Below are 18,844 nucleotides of genomic sequence, written 5' to 3' on the forward strand. Positions count from 1 at the left end.
GTCCCGTCGTCCTAAAGTTGAGTCTACTGAACTCAACTTTGGTGCTCGGTTCGATATTCCTGGATGCCTCGGCGGAATCCCCCTGCCGCTCACGGTAGACCGGATGTCCCGGGGCCGCCAGGGCTCAGGGCGTGCCGGCATCCCCAGGGCGGCGATCGAGGAGCTGACGGATCAGCCTTCACCGCCCGGTTCCAATGACGGATCGGCCGCAGACCGCCCCGGCATTCGCGCGAGCGCCCCTACGATCGGCTCCATGACCGCGCTCACGCGCCGCTCGCGGATCGGCTACGCGCTCGGCGGCATCGCCTCCGGCACCTACGGCACCGTGCCGGGCCTCATCCTCATGCCGTTCCTCACCGACCTCCTCGGCGTCGAGGCGGCCGTGGCCGGCATGATCGTGTTCGCGCCGAAGGCCTGGGACTTCTTCCTGAACCCGGTCGCAGGCCGGATCAGCGACCGCTCGAGGCATCCGCTCGACCGCCGCCGGCCGTTCGTGCTGCGCGCCGGCATCCTGCTCGCGCTCGCTTTCGCCGCCATGTTCTTCGGCCCGACCGCCCCGCCGCTCGCCGGCGCGCTCTGGGTGCTCGCGCTGTTCCTCGCCTCGGCCACCGTGTACGCCTTCTTCCAGGTGCCCTACCTCGCGATGTCGGCCGAGATCACCGACGACTACAGCGAGCGCACCCGGTTGATCGCCTGGCGCGTCGTCGTGTTCAGCCTCGCCATCCTCGTGTCCGGCGCCACGGCGCCCGCGCTCGTCGAGCTCGCCGGCGGCGTCGCCGGGTACCGCCTCATGGCCGGGGCGATGGCGGTGCTCATCCTCGTCGGCACGATCGGCGTGTGGTGGGGCACCCGGCGGGTGCCGCTCACCCGCGAGGAGGTCGCCGGCGGTCGCCTCTTCGGGCAGCTCGCCGAGGTGCTGCGCGACCGCGACGCGCGGAACCTCATCATCGCGTACGTGCTGCAGGCCGTCGCGATCGGCATGGTGCTCGGCGGCGTCGTCTACGTCGCGCGGCACGTCGTGCACGATCCCGGCGTCGCCACCATCGCGTTCGTCTGCTTCGTCGCCCCCGCGATCGTGCTCACCCCGGCGTGGTCCCGACTCGGCCGGGCGATCGGCAAGCAGCGCGGCTTCGCCGTGGCGACCGGGGTGCTGACCGTCGGGCTGATCGCCCTCCTCGCCGCGCGCACGGGCGAGGTGACCGTGCTGCTCGTCGCCGCGGGCGTCGTCGGCGTCGGGTATGCGGGGACGCAGCTGTTCCCGCTCGCGATGCTGCCCGACCTCGCTGCCGAGGACGCGAAGCGCAGCGGAACCAACCGGATCGGCATGATCTCCGGCGTCTGGTCGGGCTTCGAGCTGCTCGGCTACGCGCTCGGCCCAGCCATCCTGGGCCTGGTGCTCAGCCTCGGCGGGTACCGCGCCTCGGCGGGCGACGTCGTCGCGCAATCGGGCGAGGCGCAGTGGGCGATCGTGCTCGGGGTGTCCGCGATCCCCGCCCTGCTCTGCGCCGTGAGCCTCCTGCCGCTGTCGCGGTACCGCCTGGACGCCAGGCTGCGGCGGGCCGCGGATACCGAGGCGGCGACCCGCGCGGCGGGCTGAGCCTTTACCAGCGCACGGGCACGCGGGCGGCGGAGCGCCCGTTGGCGTCGAGCAGGTGCCCGTTCCGCTTCAGCTCACGCAGCACCGTCCAGCGTTCGACGATCTCGAGCTCGGCGCCCCAGGCCTGCTCGATGCGCGGCAGCTCGGTGAGCGAGCGCGCGCGGACGCAGACGAAGAGCGGCGCACCGCTCACGAGGATGCCGACCCGGTGCGCCTCGGGCAGCTGCACCGCCCGCGCGGCGGCCGTCTCGACGTCGGCGGCGCGCCCCCAGAGCACGGCCCCGCGCCGGTAGCCCGCCGCCGGCATCGCGAGATCGCAGCCGAGCCGGAGCACGCCGGCCGCGACAGCCCGCTCGACCGTTCGACGGGCGGTCGCCTCCGAGACGCCGAGCGCGACGCCGAGGGCTGCGGCCGGCATCCGGGGATCCGCTTCGAGCGCATCGGCGAGCTCCGCGACCACCTCCGGTCGCGGCGGCCGAGCCTCCGCACCCCGCGGCGCGGCGCTGAGCGTGCGCTGCTGGGCGCGCGACAGCACCCGCAGCCGCCAGCCCGAGTCCTCCGCGGGGATCGCTGCGGCGATGTCCGCGCGGTGCACCTCGCCGAATCCGCCGAGCGTGCGCACGCGCTCGCCGAGGGCCGCGAGCCCGGCGCCGCCCGCGGCGAGCACGAGCCAGCCGGCGGAGGTCTCGTCGACGCTCAGCACCCAGCTCAGCCGGGCGAGCTCGTCGATTCGCTCGGGCGGCGTCGCGCGATCGAGCAGGACGACGGCGACGTCGGTGGACGAGGACCAGCGCTCCGGCGTCGGCCAGGCGGTGAGCCAGGCGAGGGATGCCTCGCGCAACGCCTGCCAGTGCCGGGCGACGGTGGCCGGGTCCGCGCCGACGGCCGCGGCGACGCGCGTCCATGGTGCCCGGGCGTCGATCTGCAGCGCGTGCACGACCGCGAGGTCGAGTTCGTCGAAGGCATCCACGTGACGGATCGTACGCAGGCGGGCCGAAGAAGTGAAGGATCGTATCCAGCGAATCGCGGGAAGGCGAGGGCTGCCTACGCTCGGCTGCATGGTGGCGAGCGAGGCGGCGGCGGGCGAGTCCGCGATGATGGCGACGATCGAGGACCTCGTCGCCATGGCCCCTCGGGCGACCGGCTCGCCGGGCGGCGCGGCCGCGGCGGACTACGTCGAGCGGCGCTTCGCCGAGGCGGGACTGCAGACCGAGGTGCTCGAGGTGCCCTCCTTCGCCTGGCGCGCCGAGGCGTGCGAGCTCCGGCTCGGCGACACGGCGTTCGCCTGCTCGCCGATCCTGCACTCCGGACTCGCCGGGCACGAGTGGACCGGCGAGGTGCAGCACCGGCTCGACGCCCCCGTCGTCGACATCGGGGCGGACCGGGTGCGCCGCCACGACGTCCGGGGCGCCGTCGTGCTGTTCGACCTCAGCTTCGACATGACCGTGGCGCACTCGCTGCCGCTCACCCTCTTCCTTCACGACCCGGGCCGCCGGGTGCTGCGCCGCGAGGTGCTCCGCAGCCGCAACCCCTACGTCACCTCGCTCGCCCGCACGATGCGCGAAGCCGCCGAGGCGGGCGCGGTCGGCGTCATCGGGGTGCTGCGCGACTATCCGGATTCGCGGAACTATCACAACGAGTACTACCGCCGCACGCTGTTCCCGCTGCCCGGCGTGTGGGTGACCCGCGCCGAGGGGGCGCGGCTGCGCGCAATCCTGGGTCAGCAGTCGCGAGCCCGGCTGACCCTCGACGTCACCCGCCGCGAGGTCGTCTCGCGCAGCGTGATGGGGGTGCTGCCCGGGCGCACCCGCGACGCCGTGATGGTCCAGTCGCACCACGACTCGATCGGGCCCGGCGCGGTGGAGGACGCCTCGGGCACCGCCGCGGTGATCGCCCTCGCTGAGCGCTACGGTGCGGCCGCGCGGGCCGGCGCCGAGCGCGAGAAGACGCTGCTGTTCGTCACCTTCGACACGCACTTCACCGGCTACCAGGCGCACCGGGCGTTCGCCAGGCGGCACGTGCTCGCCCGCGACGCGCCCTGGAACGTCGTGCTCAACGCGACGATCGAGCACATCGGGCTTCGCGCGGTCGAGGGCGCCGACGGCGGATTCGCCTCGACCGGCGAGACCGAGCCGCGCGGTGTCTTCGTGAACGTGAACCCGGCGTTCACCTGGCGCATCGGGCGCGCGGTGCGTCGCCACGGACTGCACGGCACGAGCCTGCTGGGCGCGGGCGCGCTCGAGTTCTTCGCCGGCGGCATCCCCACCGACGCCTCGTTCACCTTCGTCTCCGGGGTGCCGACCGTGAGCCTCATCTCGGGGCCGTTGTACCTCTACGACGACGCCGACACGATCGACCGCATCGACCGGGCGCAGCTCGTGCCCGTCATCGACTTCTTCGCCGACGTCGTCGACGACGCCGAGCGGCACGACGGCCGGCGGCTCGGCACGATGCCGGCCGGCCTCCGGCGACGCCTGCCCAGGGGGCGCTGGTGACGGGCGAGCGCCGCGTCGTCGCCTTCCCCGCTCGCGGGATCGACGGGGCGGTGCACGAGCAGACCGGGTTGCTCCAGCTCCCGGGTATGCGCCCGCCGGCGGGCGGCTTCCCGATCGTCGTCTACGGCCACATGACCACGGGCGGCTCGCCGCGCTCCGCGCCGAGCACGGGCGGGCCCTCGCATCCGGAATGGCGTCGGATGTCGCAGGGAGACGCGCTGTGCGACGCGCTGCTCGCCCGGGGCATCGCGGTGCTGCGCCCCGACTACGAGGGCATCGGCGGCCCGGGCGTGCACCCGTACCTGATCGGCGCCTCGCTCGCCGAGTCGATGACCGCGATGGTGCGGGCGCGGGCCGCGTTCGGTGCGCCGCTCGGGGACGCGTGGGTGGCGGCCGGCCACTCGGAGGGCGCGGTCGCCGCACTGCACGCCTCGGTCGCCGTCGAGCCGGATGCCGCGTCCCGCCTGCTCGGCACGGCCGCCTTCGCGCCGGTCACGCGCATGGACCGCAGCATCGCCGCCGCGGTGCGGCTCGGCGTGCGCTTCCCCGGCTCCGGGATCGTCTCGGCCCTGGTCGCGCTCATGCTTCGCGGGGCGGCGACGGGCGACGAGCGGATGCGGGAGCTCATCGCGAGCGACGGCCTGAGCCCGGCCGCCGAGGCGCGCTGGGCCGAGCTCGACGAGCGCTGTCTCACGGAGCTGGCCGGCCCCGACTCCTGGGGCGCGATCGCGCCCGGGCGGATCGGCGGCGCCCGCGGCGAGGAGCTGTTCCAGCGCCTCTTCGCGTCGTTCCGGGCGAACGAGGTGGCCGGGCTGCGCGGCTTCCGAGCGCCGCTGCGCATCGACGCCGCGCGCTTCGACGAGGTCGCGCCGGCGCCGCTCTCCGCCGCCCTGCTGCGCGCCTACCGCCGTGCCGGAGTCGAGCTGACGAGCCGCTGGTGGCCGACGCACCACTCCGGCACGATGCATCCGCAGCACGCGCCCTCGCTCGCCGCCGACTGGATCGCCGCGCGCTTCGCCGACGCCGCGCAGGCCTAGTCGGGCGCGTCGGATGCCGACGAGGCATCCATGCGTCGGAATAGAGCTGCGCCGATGCCTGTTGCCACCGACGTGGAACGCTTCGGAACCCTCTCCTTCGGTCACTACGGCCCCCTCGGCGGCGGCCGCGAGCTCACCGCCGCCGACTCGATGCTGCAGGCGATCGACCTCGCCCAGGGCATGGACGAGCTCGGCGTCAACGGCGTCTACTTCCGCGTGCACCACTTCGCCCGGCAGCAGGCCGGGCCCATGCCGTTGCTCGCTGCGATCGCGGCGCGCACCCAGCGCATCGAGATGGGCACCGGCGTCATCGACATGCGCTACGAGAACCCGCTGCACCTCGCCGAGGACGCGGCCGCCGTCGACCTCATCTCCGGCGGGCGACTCGCGCTCGGCGTGAGCCGCGGATCACCCGAGACGGTCGTGCGCGGCTACGAAGCCTTCGGCTACACCGGCTCGCAGGACCCGCGCGGCGCCGACCTCGCCCGCGACCACTTCGCCCGCTTCCTGCAGGCGATCGAGGGCGAGGGGCTCGCAGAGCGGGATCCCTCGTCGCCGTTCGGCGGCGGCACCGGGCTGCAGCGCATCGAACCGCACAGCCCCGGCCTGCGCTCCCGCATCTGGTGGGGCGCCGGCACCCGCGACACCGCCGAGTGGGCGGGGCGCGTGGGCGTGAACCTGATGTCCTCGACGCTCCTCACGGAGGACCGCGGCATCCCCTTCGACGAGCTCCAGGCCGAGCAGATCGAGGCGTTCCGCGCCGCCTGGCGCGAGGCCGGGCACGCCGGCGAGCCGCGCGTCTCGGTGAGCCGCTCGATCTTCCCGATCACGACCGCAGAGGACGAGCTCTACTTCGGCGGGCGCGACGAGTCGGACGGCGTCGGCTACATCGACGGCTTCCGGTCGACGTTCGGCAAGACGTACGCCGACACCCCCGAGCGCCTCGTGGAGCAGCTGCAGCGCGACGCCGCGATCCGCTCGGCCGACACGCTCATGCTCACCATTCCGTCGCAGCTGGGCGTCGCGTTCAACCTGCGCCTCATCGCGGCGTTCGCGGAGCACGTCGCGCCGAGCCTCGGCTGGAAGCCGACGACGGCCTAGCGGCCGCTGGGCATGACGTCAGTATCTGCGGGTGCTGCGGCGCGCTGACCCGCAGATACTGACGTCATGCCGGGCGGGGCGAGGCGGGGCGGGCGGGGTCGGCGGGCGCTAGCCGCGGCGGTCGGCGTGCTCGGGCGGCCAGACCACCTCGAAGCGCTCGAAGACGATGTCGTGCGCCTCGGTCCACTCGATGCCGAGGGCGGCGCCGACGCGGGTCCAGTAGTCGCGGTGGCCCGCACGCCAGCTCTCGAGCGAACGGTCGCCCTCGCCCTCGTCGAAGGCGAAGCGCTCGTCGACGCTCGTGAACGGCCCGACGCGCAGCTCCACCGAGCGGAGCACGACGCGGGGCCGCCCGCTCGAGTCGCAGGCGATCCAGTGGCTGCCGACGCGCGGGAGCGGCTCGCCCTCCGCCTCGAACTCCGCGACGAGTCCCGCCGTGGCCCGCTTCGGGCCGTCGATGACGAGGCCGAGGAGTTCGTCGGTGAGCTCGGCGTGGTCGCCGAAGCGTTCGATCGAGGGCGCCCCGCCCTCGACCCAGTGGGCCGGGCTGGAGGCGCGGTACTCGGCCCAGAGGGCGTGGGCGGCGTCGGAGTCGATCGGCGCGTTGTCCATGCTCCGAGTCTGACAGCTCGCGCGGGCCGGCCCGCGCGAGCAGGGGGACGGTCAGCGCGGGCTCGCCCGCCCGCGCGGACTCAGCCGTCGATCTCGACCGAGCGGATGGTCGTGCGCAGCACGCCGCCCGGCACGGGCACCTCGTACCGCGCCGGCATCCCGGGCAGCTCCAGGGCGAACCAGAACACGGCGGCGGGTGCGCCGTCATCGCCCGCGAGCTCGTAGCGTCGGCAGGCCGCGCGGCCGAAGGGGAGGTCGAGCTCCTCGTCGCGCACGGTCGTCGTCGCCTCCGGGAACGCCGCGTGCTCCTGCAGCTCGCGCCAGCTCACCCGGCCTCGGCTCGGCTCGCCCTCGACGGTGCCGTCGGCGGCGAGCCGCCACTGCTCGAGCGTCGCCCCCTCGGCGTCGCAGTCGACGAAGCGGTTGACCCGCTCGAAGCTCGCGCCGCCGGGCTCCTCGACGAGCAGCCGGATCGTCTTGCCCGAGCCGCTCGCGGCCCGGATCTCCTCGGCGGTGAACGGCGTCGGCAGCAGGCCGGGGGCGAGGCGGTGCGGGTCGGCGTTCGCGGCATCCATAGCGTCATTGTGCGCCTGCCAGGCGCCCGAGTCATCCGCCGGTCGGATCGGCCCCGGCGTCATGCCGCGTCATCTGCGGCGCCTTCCAGGAGAACTCCATGGTTTCTCATACGTTCGTGCGCCACGCTGGAATCCCGTCACCGCGCCCCGACGCGACCCGTCGACCACGATGAACGAAAGAGTCCCATGCAGAAGCGCACCAAGATCATCACCGTCTCGATCGTCGCCGGAGCCCTCGTGCTCGGCGGCGCCGCCGCGATCGCGGGCCCAATCGTCTACCGCGACCTGATCGCCGCGAAGCCGGACACGGCTCCCACCGTCACCGCCGCGCCCGAGGCGAGCACGAGCGATCCCGCTGAGGTCGGCGACCTCAGCGGCGACTGGACGGTCGCCGACGGCTCCTTCGCCGGCTATCGCGTCGACGAGGTGCTGAACGGCACCGACGTCACCGTGACCGGCCGCACGGAGCAGGTCACCGGGGAGCTGACCGTCTCGGGACTCACCCTCGAGTCGGCCTCCTTCGAGGTCGACGTCGCCTCCATCGCGACCGACTCGGCGAACCGCGACGACTACTTCCGCACCGAGGCGTTGCGCACCGACGAGTTCCCGACGGCGAGCTTCGTGCTCACCGAACCGATCACGGTGGATGCCGCACCCGCCGTCGGCGAGGTGCGGACCGTGCAGGCGACGGGCGAGCTCACCCTCGCGGGCGTCACGAAGCCGGTCACGGTCGAGCTGCAGGCCGTGCTGAACGGCGCGACCGGGCAGGTCGCCGGCAGCATTCCGATCACCTTCGCGGACTTCGGCGTCGAGGCGCCGAACCTCGGCTTCGTCTCGGTCGAGCCGAACGGCACCGTCGAGTTCTCGCTGGAGCTCAGCCGCGCCTGACCCGCACCGGATCGGCGAGCACCGTCGTGCTGTCGCGGCCGCCGTCCCGACCGTCGCCCTCGCGGTGGAACTCGTGGTCGGCGCCGCGGCGGCAGCGGCAGCGCACACGGATGCGCTCGCCGGTCTCGGGGACGGTGAAGATCTCCGCGTGCTCGGTGGGGGCGGCACCCGGGAAGGCGGGGGAACGGGTCATACCTGAGAGACGGCGGATGCCGCTCAGGATGACGCGGAACGCTCAGCCGTGCAGCGGTTTCACAGCTCAGCCGGCCGGACCGTCGACGACGCGATCGCGCCGGCTCGGATCGGTGAACACGCTCAGGTAGATCGCCTCGGCGAGGCCGGTCTCGCGGCTCGCGATGGCCTCGAAGAGGAAGCGGTGCCCGCGCTTCACCTCCGCCGCCATTGGGGCGTGGGCGACGAGCATGCGCATGCGCGCCTCGACCAGCCGGCCGATCTCGAGCAGCAGCCGGTTCTCCGCCATCACGTAGACCTGCCGGCGGAATGCGAACATGCGGTCCAGCAGCTGCTCGGGGTCGTCTGGCGAGAGGCGCTCCTCCTCCAGCAGGCGGGCCTCGAGCAGGGCGAGCTCGTCGCGCGTCGGGCGCTGCGCGGCGAGGCGGCTGGCCAGCACGTCGAGCGTCACGCAGACGTCGAAGAAGTCCGCGGCCTCCTCGGGCGGGATGGCCCGCACCCGGGAGGGAATGCGCGAGGTGCCGTCGGTCGCGAGCCCCTCGAAGCGCAGTGCGTCGATCGCCTGCCGGACCGGGATGCGGCCGACGCCGTACTCCTGGGAGAGGGCGCGCTCGGAGAGCACCTCGCCGGGGCGCCGGCGTCCGGCGATGATGTCGGCGCGGACCCCCTCGATGACCGGGGCCGCGTCGCTCGACTCCGCGTCGGCGGACTCCCCCTCGGCGGCGGTGCCGCCGGCCGGTCGCATGTGAACCGTCGTGCGCGGCGCACCCGGCGACAGCGCATCGTCGAGGCGGCGCAGCATCCGTTCCTGGCGGGCGGCCCGCAGGTGCGCGCTGAACTCGGCCATCGCCGCATCCGCCGCGTCCGCGTCCCGCGCCTCGAACGCCGCGAGGAACCGCCGGTAGTACGGCAGCGGCGCCGTCGCCGAGCGCTCCGCGAGGGCGAACATGCGCTGCGTGCGGCTGAGCAGCGCGTCGTGGATCTCGAGCAGCGGCCGGTTCGCGCTGGCGAGGTAGGTGTCGGAGCGGAATCGCACGCCGACCCGCGCGAGCTCGTCGCGGTCGCCCGCCGCCTCGGCGGCCTCGGCGGCGGCGACGTGGCCGCGGAACCGCTCGAGGTCGGCCTCGCCGCGCCGCACGGCGGCCGTGCGGACGGCGAGCCGGTCGAAGGCGTGGTGGAGTTCGGCGACGTCGGCCACGTCGGAGCGCGTCATGGGCCGCACGAAGCTGCCGCGCCGGGGGAGCTGGTCGACGAGGCCGTCGAGCGTGAGCCGCCGGATCGCGATGCGCACGGGCAGCCGGCTGACCTCGTACTCCTCGGCGATGGTGCGCTCGACGAGGTGCTCGCCGCCCGGCCTGGTGCCGTCGATGATGTCGTCGCGGAGCCCCCGAAGGACCCGCTCGACGGCGGTGTCGTCGTTGCTGCGTGTCCTCGGCATCCCTATAAGGGATACCACAGCGGCGTCCGGTCGGGGGAACCGGACGCCGCTGCAGTCAGCCACGCCCCACCGCCGGGTCGACGACGACGGAGCGCGGGTCGTGGGCCTAGCCGACGCCCTCGAGCGCGTCGGTCTCGGTGTTGCCGATCCGGGCGATGACCTCGGGGCGGCGCTTGGCGAGGTGCAGGTACCAGGCGATCGCGGCGATCATCGTCACGAGGAACAGGTAGGGGATGACGTTCAGCGGCCACGCCGGCACCGGCCACACGTTCGCGAAGAACACGTAGGCCATGGCGGCGACCGAGACGATCGCGCAGAACCAGACGAGCCGGTTGCGCATCTTCTCGCGCTGCGTGTAGGCCACGCAGGCGATCGCCACGAGCGCGTAGGCGACCATGTATCCGTAGGTGCCGTAGGTGTCGACCCACACGACGATGTCCATCGGGTTCACGCCGATCGCGAGCAGGACCAGGTCGAGCACGATCGCGGCGGGGCCGGCGATGAGCAGCACCCGGTGCGGCGTGAGGTGGCGGTCGTGGGTGCGGCCGAAGCGCTCGGCGACCACGCCCTCCTTGCCCATCACGTAGATGATGCGGCCGACGACGTTCAACGGGGCGACCACGACGGCGAAGAACGAGGCGCCGACGCCGAAGGTCAGGATCGGGGCGAACCAGGCCGGCATACCGATCTGGGTGGCGATGGCCTCGAGCGGGCTCGCGACGGTGCCGAGGTCCTCGCCGAGCACCGCGATCTGGGTGTACGCGGCGAAGACGTAGAGGATGCCGACGGTGACCGCGCTCCACATGATGGCCCGGGGGATCGCGGTGTACGGGTTGCGCGCCTCGCGGCCGAGCGCGTCGGCCGAGGAGAAGCCGACGAAGCCCAGGATGCCGAGCACCATGCCGGCGGCGACGCCCTGGAACGGCACGCCCTCGAAGGAGAACTGGGCCGGGTCCCAGGCGGCCGGACCGGCCCAGACGAGGGCGAGCACGAGCAGGATGAGGATGATCGTGACCGAGACGAGCTCGAGCACGAGCGAGACGCGGGCCGAGAGGCGGATGCCGCGGATGGTGAACAGCGTCGCGAGGCCGCCGAGCACGACGGCGAGCGCCATCGACCAGCCGAGACCCTCGGCGGGAACCCCGACGAGCAGCAGGAACTGGTTCATGTACGACACGGCGCCGCCGAGCGAACCGGCCGCGATGCCCCAGCAGCCGACGAGGAGGGCGATGCCCGCGAGGTACGCGCCGAACGGCCCGAGGCCCTTCGACACGTAGGTGTAGAGGGAGCCGGCCGAGGCGTGCCGCTTCGCGAAGACGGCGACGCAGTAGCCCACGGCGAGGATGACGAGGGTGGCCAGCACGAAGGAGAGCATCGTGCCGTTGCCGGCGCCGAGGTAGATGCCGGCGGCGGTGAACGCGATGACGGCGCTCGGGGCGATGTTGGCGATGGCCTGGGCGGCGAGCTCGGGCCCGCTCATGACGCCGCGGCGGAGGCCGGCGTCGACGGGGGCCTGCGCGGGGGCACCGGCCTGGGTGGGGGCGGTCATGGCAACTCTCCAATGAGTCGGGTGGGGGGAACGGAGGAAGAGCGGTGGTGCGGGGGTGCCGGCCCGGGCGGCCGGTCGAGCTGCGGCCGGCCGCCCGGATCGGCGGGACTGGCGTCAGGGGATGAGGAGGGTGCGCAGCGCCTCGCCCGACTCGAGGTCGTCGAAGGCTGCGGCGGCCTCGACGAGGGGGCGCCGGGCCGAGATGAGCGGGTCGAGCTTCAGCTGGCCGTCCATGTAGCGGTCGACGAGCGCGGGGATGTCGATCGAGGGGCGCACCGAGCCGTAGTTCGAGCCGAGGATGCGCTGGTCGGCCTCCGCGAGCACGAGCGGCTCGAAGCTGGCCTTCGCGCCGGTCGGCGGCAGCCCGACGATGACGGCGGCACCGCCGAGGCCGAGCATGCGGATGGCCTGCTCGGTGGTGACGGTGCGGCCGATCGCGTCGAAGGCGTAGTCGACACCGTCGGGGATGAGCTCGAACAGCTGCTCGACGGCGTCGCCCTTCGAGGCGTCGATGCGGTCGGTCGCGCCGAACTGCAGGGCGAGCTGGGTCTTCTCGGGCAGCACGTCGATCGCGACGATCCGCTCGGCGCCGGCGAGCTTCGCGCCCTGCACGACGTTCAGGCCGACGCCGCCGCAGCCGATGACGACGACGGTCGAGCCGGGCTCGACGGCCGCGGTGTTGAGCACCGCGCCGACGCCGGTGGCGACCGCGCAGCCGACGACCGCGATGACATCGAGCGGGGCGTCGTCGCGCACCTTCACCGCGCCGGAGGCCGGGACGACGACCTCCTCGGCGAAGGAGGAGACGCCGAGGTAGTGGTGCAGTTCCTCGTCGCCACTGCTCAGGCGCGAGGTTCCGTCGAAGAGCACGCCCTTCGGTGCGACCACGGTGGCGACCTTCTGGCAGCGGGCCTCGTGGCCCGAGCGGCAGTACCGGCACTCGCCGCACGGCGGCACCCAGCTGAGCACGACGTGGTCGCCGACGGCGAGGGAGGTGACGCCCTCACCGAGCTCGACGACCACGCCGGAGCCCTCATGACCCATGACGAGCGGAGCCGGGGCGTCCCATTCCCCTCGCTTCACGTGCAGGTCGGAGTGGCAGACTCCGGCCGCGGCGATCTTCACGCGGACTTCGCCGGCCTTCGGGGCGGCGAGGGCGACCTCGGCGACCTCGATCTGCGTCTCCGGCTCGCGGAAGACGATGGCTTTCATGATGCTCCCTTGGATCTGTTGCTGGGCATGCCGATGCTAGGCACGGAGTCGAGGGTCCGTCATTGCGAAGAAGTGTGAACTCAGGCCGATTCGATCGACATTCCGTACAATCGAGGGATGGCCCGGCGACTCGACTCCGTCGCCGCGACCCTCGGCGGCGAACTGGTCGAGGGCCGCGTCGACCCGTCGACCCCCGTCGACGCCGCCGTGCCGCTCACCGACTTCGCTGTCGTCGGCCACCCCGCGTTCGCGACTCTCGTCGTCGGCACCGCCGCCGAGCTGCAGGCGGCGCTCCGCGCGGGCGACGCGCGCGCGCTCGCGCTCGCCGGAGCCGTGCTCGTCGCCCCGGCTCCCACGACGGCGTTGCGCGCCGCGCTCGCCGAGGCGGGGGCGACGGCGATCTTCGGCCGGGGCCAGTCGCCCGAACTGCTGCACGCCGCGCTCGTCGCCCAGCTCGCCGACGACCGCGCCGCCGAGGACCGCCTCGTCACCACCGGCACCAAGGTGCTCACGCAGGTCGCGCGCCGCGGCGGCGCGCGGGCGGTCGTCGCCGAACTCGCGCATCGGATCGACGGCTGGGCGGTGCTGCTCGACGTGCACGGCCAGGTCATCACCACGGCCGGCGCGGGCGGCCTGCACGTGCAGGACGCCGTGGCCGTCGCGTTCCACCGGCCGGTGCGGGTGCGGCATCCGGGTCTGCAGGTGCACGCCGTCGGCCCCGGCGAGGACCTCACCGCCTACCTCGTCGTCTCCTCCCGGGAGGCCTCGACGAGCCGCACGCGGGATCTCGCCTCGCAGGCCGCCGCGCTCCTCGACCTCCTGCTGCGCACCCACGACCACGGCGGCACCGAGCGGCTCGGCCGATCCGTCATGGTGGACACGCTGCTCGCGGGCGGCCCGGAGGCATCCGAGCTGCTGCACCGCTGGGGCGTGCGCGACCGGAGCCTCACCGCGTTCGCGCTGACCAGCCGTTCGAAGGGCGTCGACCTCGAGCGCCTCGTGACCCGATGGCTCGACGAACTCGGCGCGGTGCACGTCGTGACGGAGTCGCACGAGCGGGTCATCGGCTTCCTCCGCGACGGCCAGGTGGACGCCTTCGCCCGTCGGGTCGAGGAGTTCCTGCTCGACGGCCGGGTCGTGCTGCGCCTCGGCCTCGGCTCCTCCGCCCCGGTGGACGCGCTGGCCCGCAGCGCCGGCGAGGCGCGGCAGGCACACGAGGCGGCCGTCGCCGACGCGCGCGCGGTGGTGCGGTACCGCGCGCTGCCGACGGTCGCCTACGTGCTCGACCGGCTCGACGAGGATGCCTCGGCGCGCATCGGCGATCTGCTCGAGCCGCTCGCGGGCGGTGACGGCGAGCTGCTGCGCACGCTCCGGGTCTATCTCGCCGAGCACGGGGCGCTCGGCGTGACCGCGACCGCCCTCGGCATCCACCGACAGACCCTGGCGACGCGATTGCTCCGCATCGAGGAGCTCACCGGGCTCTCGCTGGCGAGCCCCGACGACCGCACGGCGGCCTGGCTCGCCATCCGCGCCCTCGAGCGCTGAGCCGCGGCGGGAGCCGCGCGCTCAGAACCCGACGGTGAAGACGACGTGCTGCCCCTCGCGACGTGCTGCCTCGAAGAAGGGCCGGAGCCCGGCGAGCATCGCGAGCGCGTACTCCTGCTCGTCCGGGCCGAACTCCGGGTTCCGCAGCTCCTCCGGCATCTCGGCGTAGGCGGCGGCGAACGCCGCGTCGTCGAGGCCGGCGAGGTAGTCGGCGACCTCAGCGGCCTCGCCCGGGTCGAGGTGCGTGACCCAGGACTCGTCGTCGTCCTGCTGCAGTGCGCGTGCGCCGCCGATGACGCCGCGCGCCGGCCACTCGCCCGACTCGCCCGCCGGAGCGATCGCGCAGGCGATCGGGTCCCAGGCCTTGTCGGTCTCGCACGCCCTGGCCCAGACCTCGTCGTCGGCCTCGAGCTCGGCGAGCACGGCGCCGAGGCGCTCGTCGTCGCCGGCGGCCTCGCGCACGCGCGCGGCCTCGGCGTCGGTCAGGCGGAAGTGCACTCCGAGCTCCATGGCTCGAGTCTGCCAGGCGCGGCGCTCCGCTCGCGGGCGGCGGTCATGAGCGCCCCGATCATGGTCGCCCGACTGCCCGAGCTCTGCTCGATCGGATCGCACAGCGCTTAATTTGCAGCGCTGTGCGTTGAGATTCTGGTATCCCTGACATACGATTCTGTGCATCGATGCCGGTCGAATAGTGCAAACCCGAAGCCGACCGGAGGCGAGGGAACGTGGAATGGGGGCCGTCATGGCGAAGCAGACGACGCAGCGGAGGACCGCCGGTCTCCGGCGAGTGCTGGCCGCCCTCGGCATCGGGGCGCTCGTCGCCGGCGCGGCGGCGGTCGTGCCCACCTCTGCGGCCAATGCGGCGGAACCCTTCAGCGCCGAGTATCTCTACGGACAGGGAGTCGCTTCGACCGGCCAGCCGGTGTCCCGCGCCATTTACCAGATCGACGCCACGACCGGCGCGACCACGCAGATCCTGACGGCACCACCGTCCACGAGCAGCTTCAACTCGCTCGCGTTGACCGCAGACGGCAATGCGATGCTGATGACGAACACCACGACGGTCTTCATGTACGACGCACCGAGCGAGTCCTGGCGGCAGGCTGCGCGACCGTCGAACGACGCGGCGAGCAACTTCATGGGGGGTGTGAACTCGGTCACCGGGTACTTCTACTACGGCGGCAACCGCTGGGCGGGTGCACCGAGCGACACCTTCGTCTTCGCGGCCTACGATCTGGCGAACAACACCGTCATCCCAAACGCGCTCACCGTCACGGCAGCCGGCAACACGGGCTGGAACGGCGACCTGGTCTTCGATCAGCAGGGCAACATGTTCATCCTCTCCTCGGACGCGACCGGTGCGAACCCCGAGGGCTCCGTGGTATATCGCGTGAATGCCTCCGACGTCTCGACGCAGACCGGCGGTACCGCGACCGCGACCGCCGTGGGCCCGAAGATCATGGGCACCCAGTACGCGAACGGTACGGCGTATGGACCGGACGGGTACGGGTACATCTCGAGGAACGACGACAACCAGAGCGGACCGAGCACCCTGCTGCGAACGGATCCCGTGTCGTTCAGCCTCGTCGGGACCGTCGCGCTCAACCCACCGGTGCGCCTCGTCGACCTCGCTTCCCGTGTGTTCCACCCGACGGCGCTGGTGAACGTGGATCTCCCGCAGGGCCGGCACAGCGACACCGACCAGTTCCACCTGAGCTACCAGGGCCCCGAGCCGGGCGACCCGCTTCTCGAAGCCGAGACGACGGGCACCGAGTCTGGGCTGCAGGATCAGGAAGCGGGAGAGTACATCGGTCGCACGGCGACCTTCCCCGGCGACACCTACACCTTCTCGCAGTCCGCGGCAGGCACGACGAACTTCGGGAACTACCGCACCACGTGGGCATGCGTGAACCTCGAGTCCGGTGAGACGGTGTCGAGCGGCACCGGCAACTCGGGCAGTTTCACCGTGCCGGTCGCGCCGATCATCGACGTCGACTGCACCTTCACCAACATCCCGCTCAAGCCCGGCCTGACCCTCGAGAAGTCCGCGGATCGCACCGAGCTCGTCGCGGGGCAGACGATCACCTACTCCTTCCTCGTCACGAACACCGGCGATGTCGCCCTCGAGGTCGCGGTCAACGAGATCTCCTTCACCGGATCCGGCGAGCTGTCGGACGTGAGTTGCCCCCGAACGAGCCTTGCGCCCACCGAGGCGGTGACGTGCACGGCGACGTACGAGGTGACGCAGGCCGACGTCGATCGGGGCTCGGTCGACAACTCCGCCTCCGTGACGGGGACGCCGCCGAACGGCGGCGACCCGGTCACCTCTGATCCGGACAGCGTCCGCGTGCCGGGGGTCCCGGCGCCTGGGCTGTCGATCGTGAAGTCGGCTGATACGGACGAGCTCGTCGTGGGTGAGACGATCACGTACGAGTTCGTGGTGACGAACACGGGCAACGTGACGTTGACCGAGATCGTGGTGAACGAGGGCGCGTTCACGGGGTCGGGTGAGCTCTCGGCCGTCGACTGCCCGGTGACGGTGCTCGCGCCGGACCGTCAGGTGACGTGCACGGCGACGTACGAGGTGACGCAGGCCGACGTCGATCAGGGGTCGATCGAGAACTCCGCGACCGCGACGGGCACGCCGCCGAACGGCGGCGATCCCGTCACCTCCGAGCCCGACGAGGTCGAGATCCCGCAGGATGCCGCTCCGGGCATCACGATCGAGAAGTCGGCGTCGCCCGAGTCGACCGGGGCCGCGGGCGACGAGATCACGTACACCTTCCGGGTGACGAACACCGGCAACGTGACGCTCACGGACGCGAGCGTCACCGAGGGCGACTTCTCCGGAACCGGAGAGCTCGGGCCCATCGTGTGCCCCGACGGCGCCGCCTCGCTCTCGCCGGGGGAGTTCGTGGACTGCACGGCCGGCTACACGCTGACCCAGGCCGACGTCGACGCCGGTGGCGTGACGAACTCCGCGACGGCGAGTGGGACGCCGCCGAACAGCGGCGACCCGGTCACCTCGGAGCCGGACGATGCGCGCGTCGACATCCCGCCCGCGCCGGAGCTGTCGATCGAGAAGTCGGCCGATACGGACGAGCTCGTCGTGGGTGAGACGATCACGTACGAGTTCGTGGTGACGAACACGGGCAACGTGACCTTGACCGAGATCGTGGTGAACGAGGGCACGTTCACGGGGTCGGGTGAGCTCTCGGCCGTCGACTGCCCGGTGACGGTGCTCGCGCCGGACCGTCAGGTGACGTGCACGGCGACGTACGAGGTGACCCAGGCCGACGTCGATCAGGCGTCGATCGAGAACTCCGCGAGCGCGACGGGCACCCCGCCGAACGGCGGCGACCCCGTCACCTCCGAGCCCGACGACGCGAACGTGCCGTCCGAACGGAACCCGGGCATCGAACTGATGAAGTCCGTCTCACCCGCTGAGGGTGGCGCGGCCGGAGATGAGATCGTCTACACCTTCACCGTGCGCAACACCGGCAACGTCACCCTGACCGAAGTGACCATCGACGAGGGGGACTTCAGCGGCACGGGGCCGCTCGGCCCGATCGTCTGCCCCGACGCGGCGCTGGCGCCGAACCGGGCGCTCGAGTGCACCGCGAGCTACGTGCTGACCCAGGCCGATGTCGACGCCGGTGGCGTGACGAACTCGGCGACGGCGACGGCGACCCCGCCGGACGGCACCACGCCGCCCGTCTCGCCGCCGTCCTCCGCCGAGCTGCCGATCCCGCCGGCGCCCGGGCTCTCGATCGAGAAGTCCGCCGACCGGGCAGAGCTGATTGTCGGCGAGACGATCACCTACTCCTTCGTCGTCACCAACACCGGCAACGTGACCCTCGCCGACGTCACCGTCGAGGAAGGCGACTTCTCCGGTTCCGGGGAGCTCTCGGCGGTCAGCTGCCCGGCTGAGGCCGCCTCGCTCGCGCCGGGCGACCGAGTGACGTGCACGGCGACGTACGAGGTGACGCAGGCCGACGTCGACCGGGGGTCGATCGAGAACTCGGCGACCGCCAACGGCGTCCCGCCCGCCGGCGGCGACCCCGTGGGGTCTGAGCCGGGCGAGGCCCGCGTGCCCCAGGATCCGGCACCCGGCCTCTCGCTCGTGAAGTCCGCCGATGCCGAGCGGGCCGAACGTCCCGGCCAGCTGATCACCTACTCGTTCACGATCAGCAACATCGGCAACGTCACGGTGTCGGACATCGTGGTGAGCGACGACGACTTCTCCGGCGCCGGCGAGCTTTCGGCGATCGAGTGCCCGACCGACCCGCTCAGCCTCGCCCCGGGCGAGACCGCCGTGTGCACGGCGACGTACGATGTGCGGCCGGGGGACCTCGACGGCCGCCCGCTGATGAACACGGCGTCCGCGAGCGGGACGGGACCGGGCGGGACGCCGGTCACCTCGGCGTCTTCGACGGTCGCGGTGCCGACGTCGGCCCAGGCGTCGCCTGTCCCCGGGCCTGGACAGCTGTCCCGGACCGGGATCGAGCTGGGCGCGGGCATCCTGCTCCTCGTCGCGCTGCTCCTCAGCGTCGGTGCCGGGACGATCGTGGTGGCGCGTCGCAAGCGGGTCGACGGATGACGC

The 18,844-nt window shown here is 72.8% G+C and carries 15 protein-coding genes; 7 read left to right on the plus strand and 8 right to left on the minus strand.

Features of this window, described 5'->3' with window-relative positions; genetic code table 11:
- Positions 1 to 253: 253 nt before the first annotated feature.
- A complete protein-coding gene (locus QSJ60_RS02695) occupies positions 254 to 1,597 on the plus strand; it encodes an MFS transporter (protein ID WP_285462400.1) in 1,344 nt (447 codons plus the stop codon).
- 4 nt (positions 1,598 to 1,601) lie between these two features.
- Here QSJ60_RS02695 and QSJ60_RS02700 read toward each other — a convergent pair whose 3' ends face one another.
- Positions 1,602 to 2,567, minus strand: coding sequence for an Lrp/AsnC family transcriptional regulator (locus QSJ60_RS02700; RefSeq protein WP_285462401.1), 966 nt, complete (start codon positions 2,565 to 2,567; stop codon positions 1,602 to 1,604).
- An 88-nt stretch (positions 2,568 to 2,655) separates the two neighbouring features.
- Between QSJ60_RS02700 and QSJ60_RS02705 the strand changes: the two genes are divergently transcribed.
- The 3 genes from QSJ60_RS02705 (at position 2,656) to QSJ60_RS02715 (ending at position 6,230) form a co-directional block, all read left to right on the plus strand.
- The gene (locus tag QSJ60_RS02705) at positions 2,656 to 4,092 is read left to right on the plus strand and encodes a M28 family peptidase (protein ID WP_285462402.1); all 1,437 of its coding nucleotides are present in this window, start codon (positions 2,656 to 2,658) and stop codon (positions 4,090 to 4,092) included.
- Complete coding sequence (locus tag QSJ60_RS02710) at positions 4,089 to 5,129, plus strand: alpha/beta hydrolase family protein (protein ID WP_285462403.1); 1,041 nt, start codon at positions 4,089 to 4,091, stop codon at positions 5,127 to 5,129. Before QSJ60_RS02705 ends, QSJ60_RS02710 begins: the two co-directional genes overlap by 4 nt.
- A 72-nt stretch (positions 5,130 to 5,201) precedes the next feature.
- Positions 5,202 to 6,230, plus strand: a complete 1,029-nt coding sequence (locus tag QSJ60_RS02715; protein ID WP_285465245.1) for an LLM class flavin-dependent oxidoreductase — start codon at positions 5,202 to 5,204, stop codon at positions 6,228 to 6,230.
- A gap of 108 nt (positions 6,231 to 6,338) precedes the next feature.
- On the opposite strand, the gene QSJ60_RS02720 is transcribed toward QSJ60_RS02715, so the two are convergent.
- Together QSJ60_RS02720 and QSJ60_RS02725 are read right to left on the minus strand one after the other, a co-directional pair.
- Complete coding sequence (locus QSJ60_RS02720; protein ID WP_285462404.1) at positions 6,339 to 6,842, minus strand: ASCH domain-containing protein; 504 nt, start codon at positions 6,840 to 6,842, stop codon at positions 6,339 to 6,341.
- A gap of 80 nt (positions 6,843 to 6,922) precedes the next feature.
- On the minus strand, positions 6,923 to 7,417 hold the full coding sequence (locus QSJ60_RS02725; protein WP_285462405.1) for a hypothetical protein: 495 nt from the start codon (positions 7,415 to 7,417) through the stop codon (positions 6,923 to 6,925).
- Positions 7,418 to 7,603: 186 nt separating this feature from the next.
- Here QSJ60_RS02725 and QSJ60_RS02730 point away from each other — a divergent pair, with 186 nt between their 5' ends.
- Entirely contained in the window at positions 7,604 to 8,305 is a 702-nt protein-coding gene (locus tag QSJ60_RS02730) for a YceI family protein (RefSeq protein WP_230768639.1), read from the plus strand.
- Here QSJ60_RS02730 and QSJ60_RS02735 read toward each other — a convergent pair.
- The 4 genes from QSJ60_RS02735 to QSJ60_RS02750 form a co-directional block, all read right to left on the minus strand.
- Positions 8,292 to 8,498, minus strand: a complete 207-nt coding sequence (locus tag QSJ60_RS02735) for a hypothetical protein (protein ID WP_230768641.1) — start codon at positions 8,496 to 8,498, stop codon at positions 8,292 to 8,294. The two genes, QSJ60_RS02730 and QSJ60_RS02735, sit on opposite strands and share 14 nt — an antisense overlap.
- Positions 8,499 to 8,564: 66 nt before the next feature.
- Positions 8,565 to 9,935 (minus strand): GntR family transcriptional regulator, encoded by a 1,371-nt coding sequence (locus QSJ60_RS02740; RefSeq protein WP_285462406.1) that lies wholly within the window; start codon positions 9,933 to 9,935, stop codon positions 8,565 to 8,567.
- A gap of 106 nt (positions 9,936 to 10,041) precedes the next feature.
- Positions 10,042 to 11,415 carry an APC family permease gene (locus QSJ60_RS02745; protein WP_308085563.1) on the minus strand — a complete coding sequence of 458 codons (1,374 nt, stop codon included), beginning with the start codon at positions 11,413 to 11,415 and terminating at the stop codon, positions 10,042 to 10,044.
- 183 nt (positions 11,416 to 11,598) lie between these two features.
- On the minus strand, positions 11,599 to 12,696 hold the full coding sequence (locus QSJ60_RS02750) for an alcohol dehydrogenase catalytic domain-containing protein (protein ID WP_285462407.1): 1,098 nt from the start codon (positions 12,694 to 12,696) through the stop codon (positions 11,599 to 11,601).
- A 117-nt stretch (positions 12,697 to 12,813) separates the two neighbouring features.
- Between QSJ60_RS02750 and QSJ60_RS02755 the strand changes: the two genes are divergently transcribed.
- Positions 12,814 to 14,241 carry a PucR family transcriptional regulator gene (locus QSJ60_RS02755; protein ID WP_230768648.1) on the plus strand — a complete coding sequence of 476 codons (1,428 nt, stop codon included), beginning with the start codon at positions 12,814 to 12,816 and terminating at the stop codon, positions 14,239 to 14,241.
- A 21-nt stretch (positions 14,242 to 14,262) separates the two neighbouring features.
- Here QSJ60_RS02755 and QSJ60_RS02760 read toward each other — a convergent pair whose 3' ends face one another.
- Positions 14,263 to 14,751: a DUF1877 family protein gene (locus tag QSJ60_RS02760; RefSeq protein ID WP_230768650.1), complete on the minus strand. Its 489-nt coding sequence runs from the start codon at positions 14,749 to 14,751 to the stop codon at positions 14,263 to 14,265.
- Between the two features lie 232 nt (positions 14,752 to 14,983).
- Between QSJ60_RS02760 and QSJ60_RS02765 the strand changes: the two genes are divergently transcribed.
- A complete protein-coding gene (locus QSJ60_RS02765) occupies positions 14,984 to 18,841 on the plus strand; it encodes a CLIPPER-2 domain-containing protein (protein ID WP_285462408.1) in 3,858 nt (1,285 codons plus the stop codon).
- Positions 18,842 to 18,844 lie beyond the last annotated feature (3 nt).

It is taken from the genome of Agromyces sp. NBRC 114283 (assembly GCF_030268405.1).
In the GTDB taxonomy this organism is placed as follows: domain Bacteria; phylum Actinomycetota; class Actinomycetes; order Actinomycetales; family Microbacteriaceae; genus Agromyces; species Agromyces mediolanus.

Excerpts from the sequence above, each read along its gene's own strand:
- QSJ60_RS02695 (WP_285462400.1), top strand. The coding sequence starts at position 254 with ATGACCGCGCTCACGCGCCGCTCGCGGATCGGCTACGCGCTCGGCGGC.
- QSJ60_RS02725 (WP_285462405.1), bottom strand. The coding sequence starts at position 7,417 with ATGGATGCCGCGAACGCCGACCCGCACCGCCTCGCCCCCGGCCTGCTG.
- QSJ60_RS02735 (WP_230768641.1), bottom strand. The coding sequence starts at position 8,498 with ATGACCCGTTCCCCCGCCTTCCCGGGTGCCGCCCCCACCGAGCACGCG.
- QSJ60_RS02745 (WP_308085563.1), bottom strand. The coding sequence starts at position 11,415 with ATGAGCGGGCCCGAGCTCGCCGCCCAGGCCATCGCCAACATCGCCCCG.
- QSJ60_RS02755 (WP_230768648.1), top strand. The coding sequence starts at position 12,814 with ATGGCCCGGCGACTCGACTCCGTCGCCGCGACCCTCGGCGGCGAACTG.
- QSJ60_RS02760 (WP_230768650.1), bottom strand. The coding sequence starts at position 14,751 with ATGGAGCTCGGAGTGCACTTCCGCCTGACCGACGCCGAGGCCGCGCGC.
- QSJ60_RS02750 (WP_285462407.1), bottom strand. The coding sequence starts at position 12,696 with ATGAAAGCCATCGTCTTCCGCGAGCCGGAGACGCAGATCGAGGTCGCC.
- QSJ60_RS02740 (WP_285462406.1), bottom strand. The coding sequence starts at position 9,935 with ATGCCGAGGACACGCAGCAACGACGACACCGCCGTCGAGCGGGTCCTT.
- QSJ60_RS02730 (WP_230768639.1), top strand. The coding sequence starts at position 7,604 with ATGCAGAAGCGCACCAAGATCATCACCGTCTCGATCGTCGCCGGAGCC.
- QSJ60_RS02720 (WP_285462404.1), bottom strand. The coding sequence starts at position 6,842 with ATGGACAACGCGCCGATCGACTCCGACGCCGCCCACGCCCTCTGGGCC.
- QSJ60_RS02765 (WP_285462408.1), top strand. The coding sequence starts at position 14,984 with ATGGCGAAGCAGACGACGCAGCGGAGGACCGCCGGTCTCCGGCGAGTG.
- QSJ60_RS02705 (WP_285462402.1), top strand. The coding sequence starts at position 2,656 with ATGGTGGCGAGCGAGGCGGCGGCGGGCGAGTCCGCGATGATGGCGACG.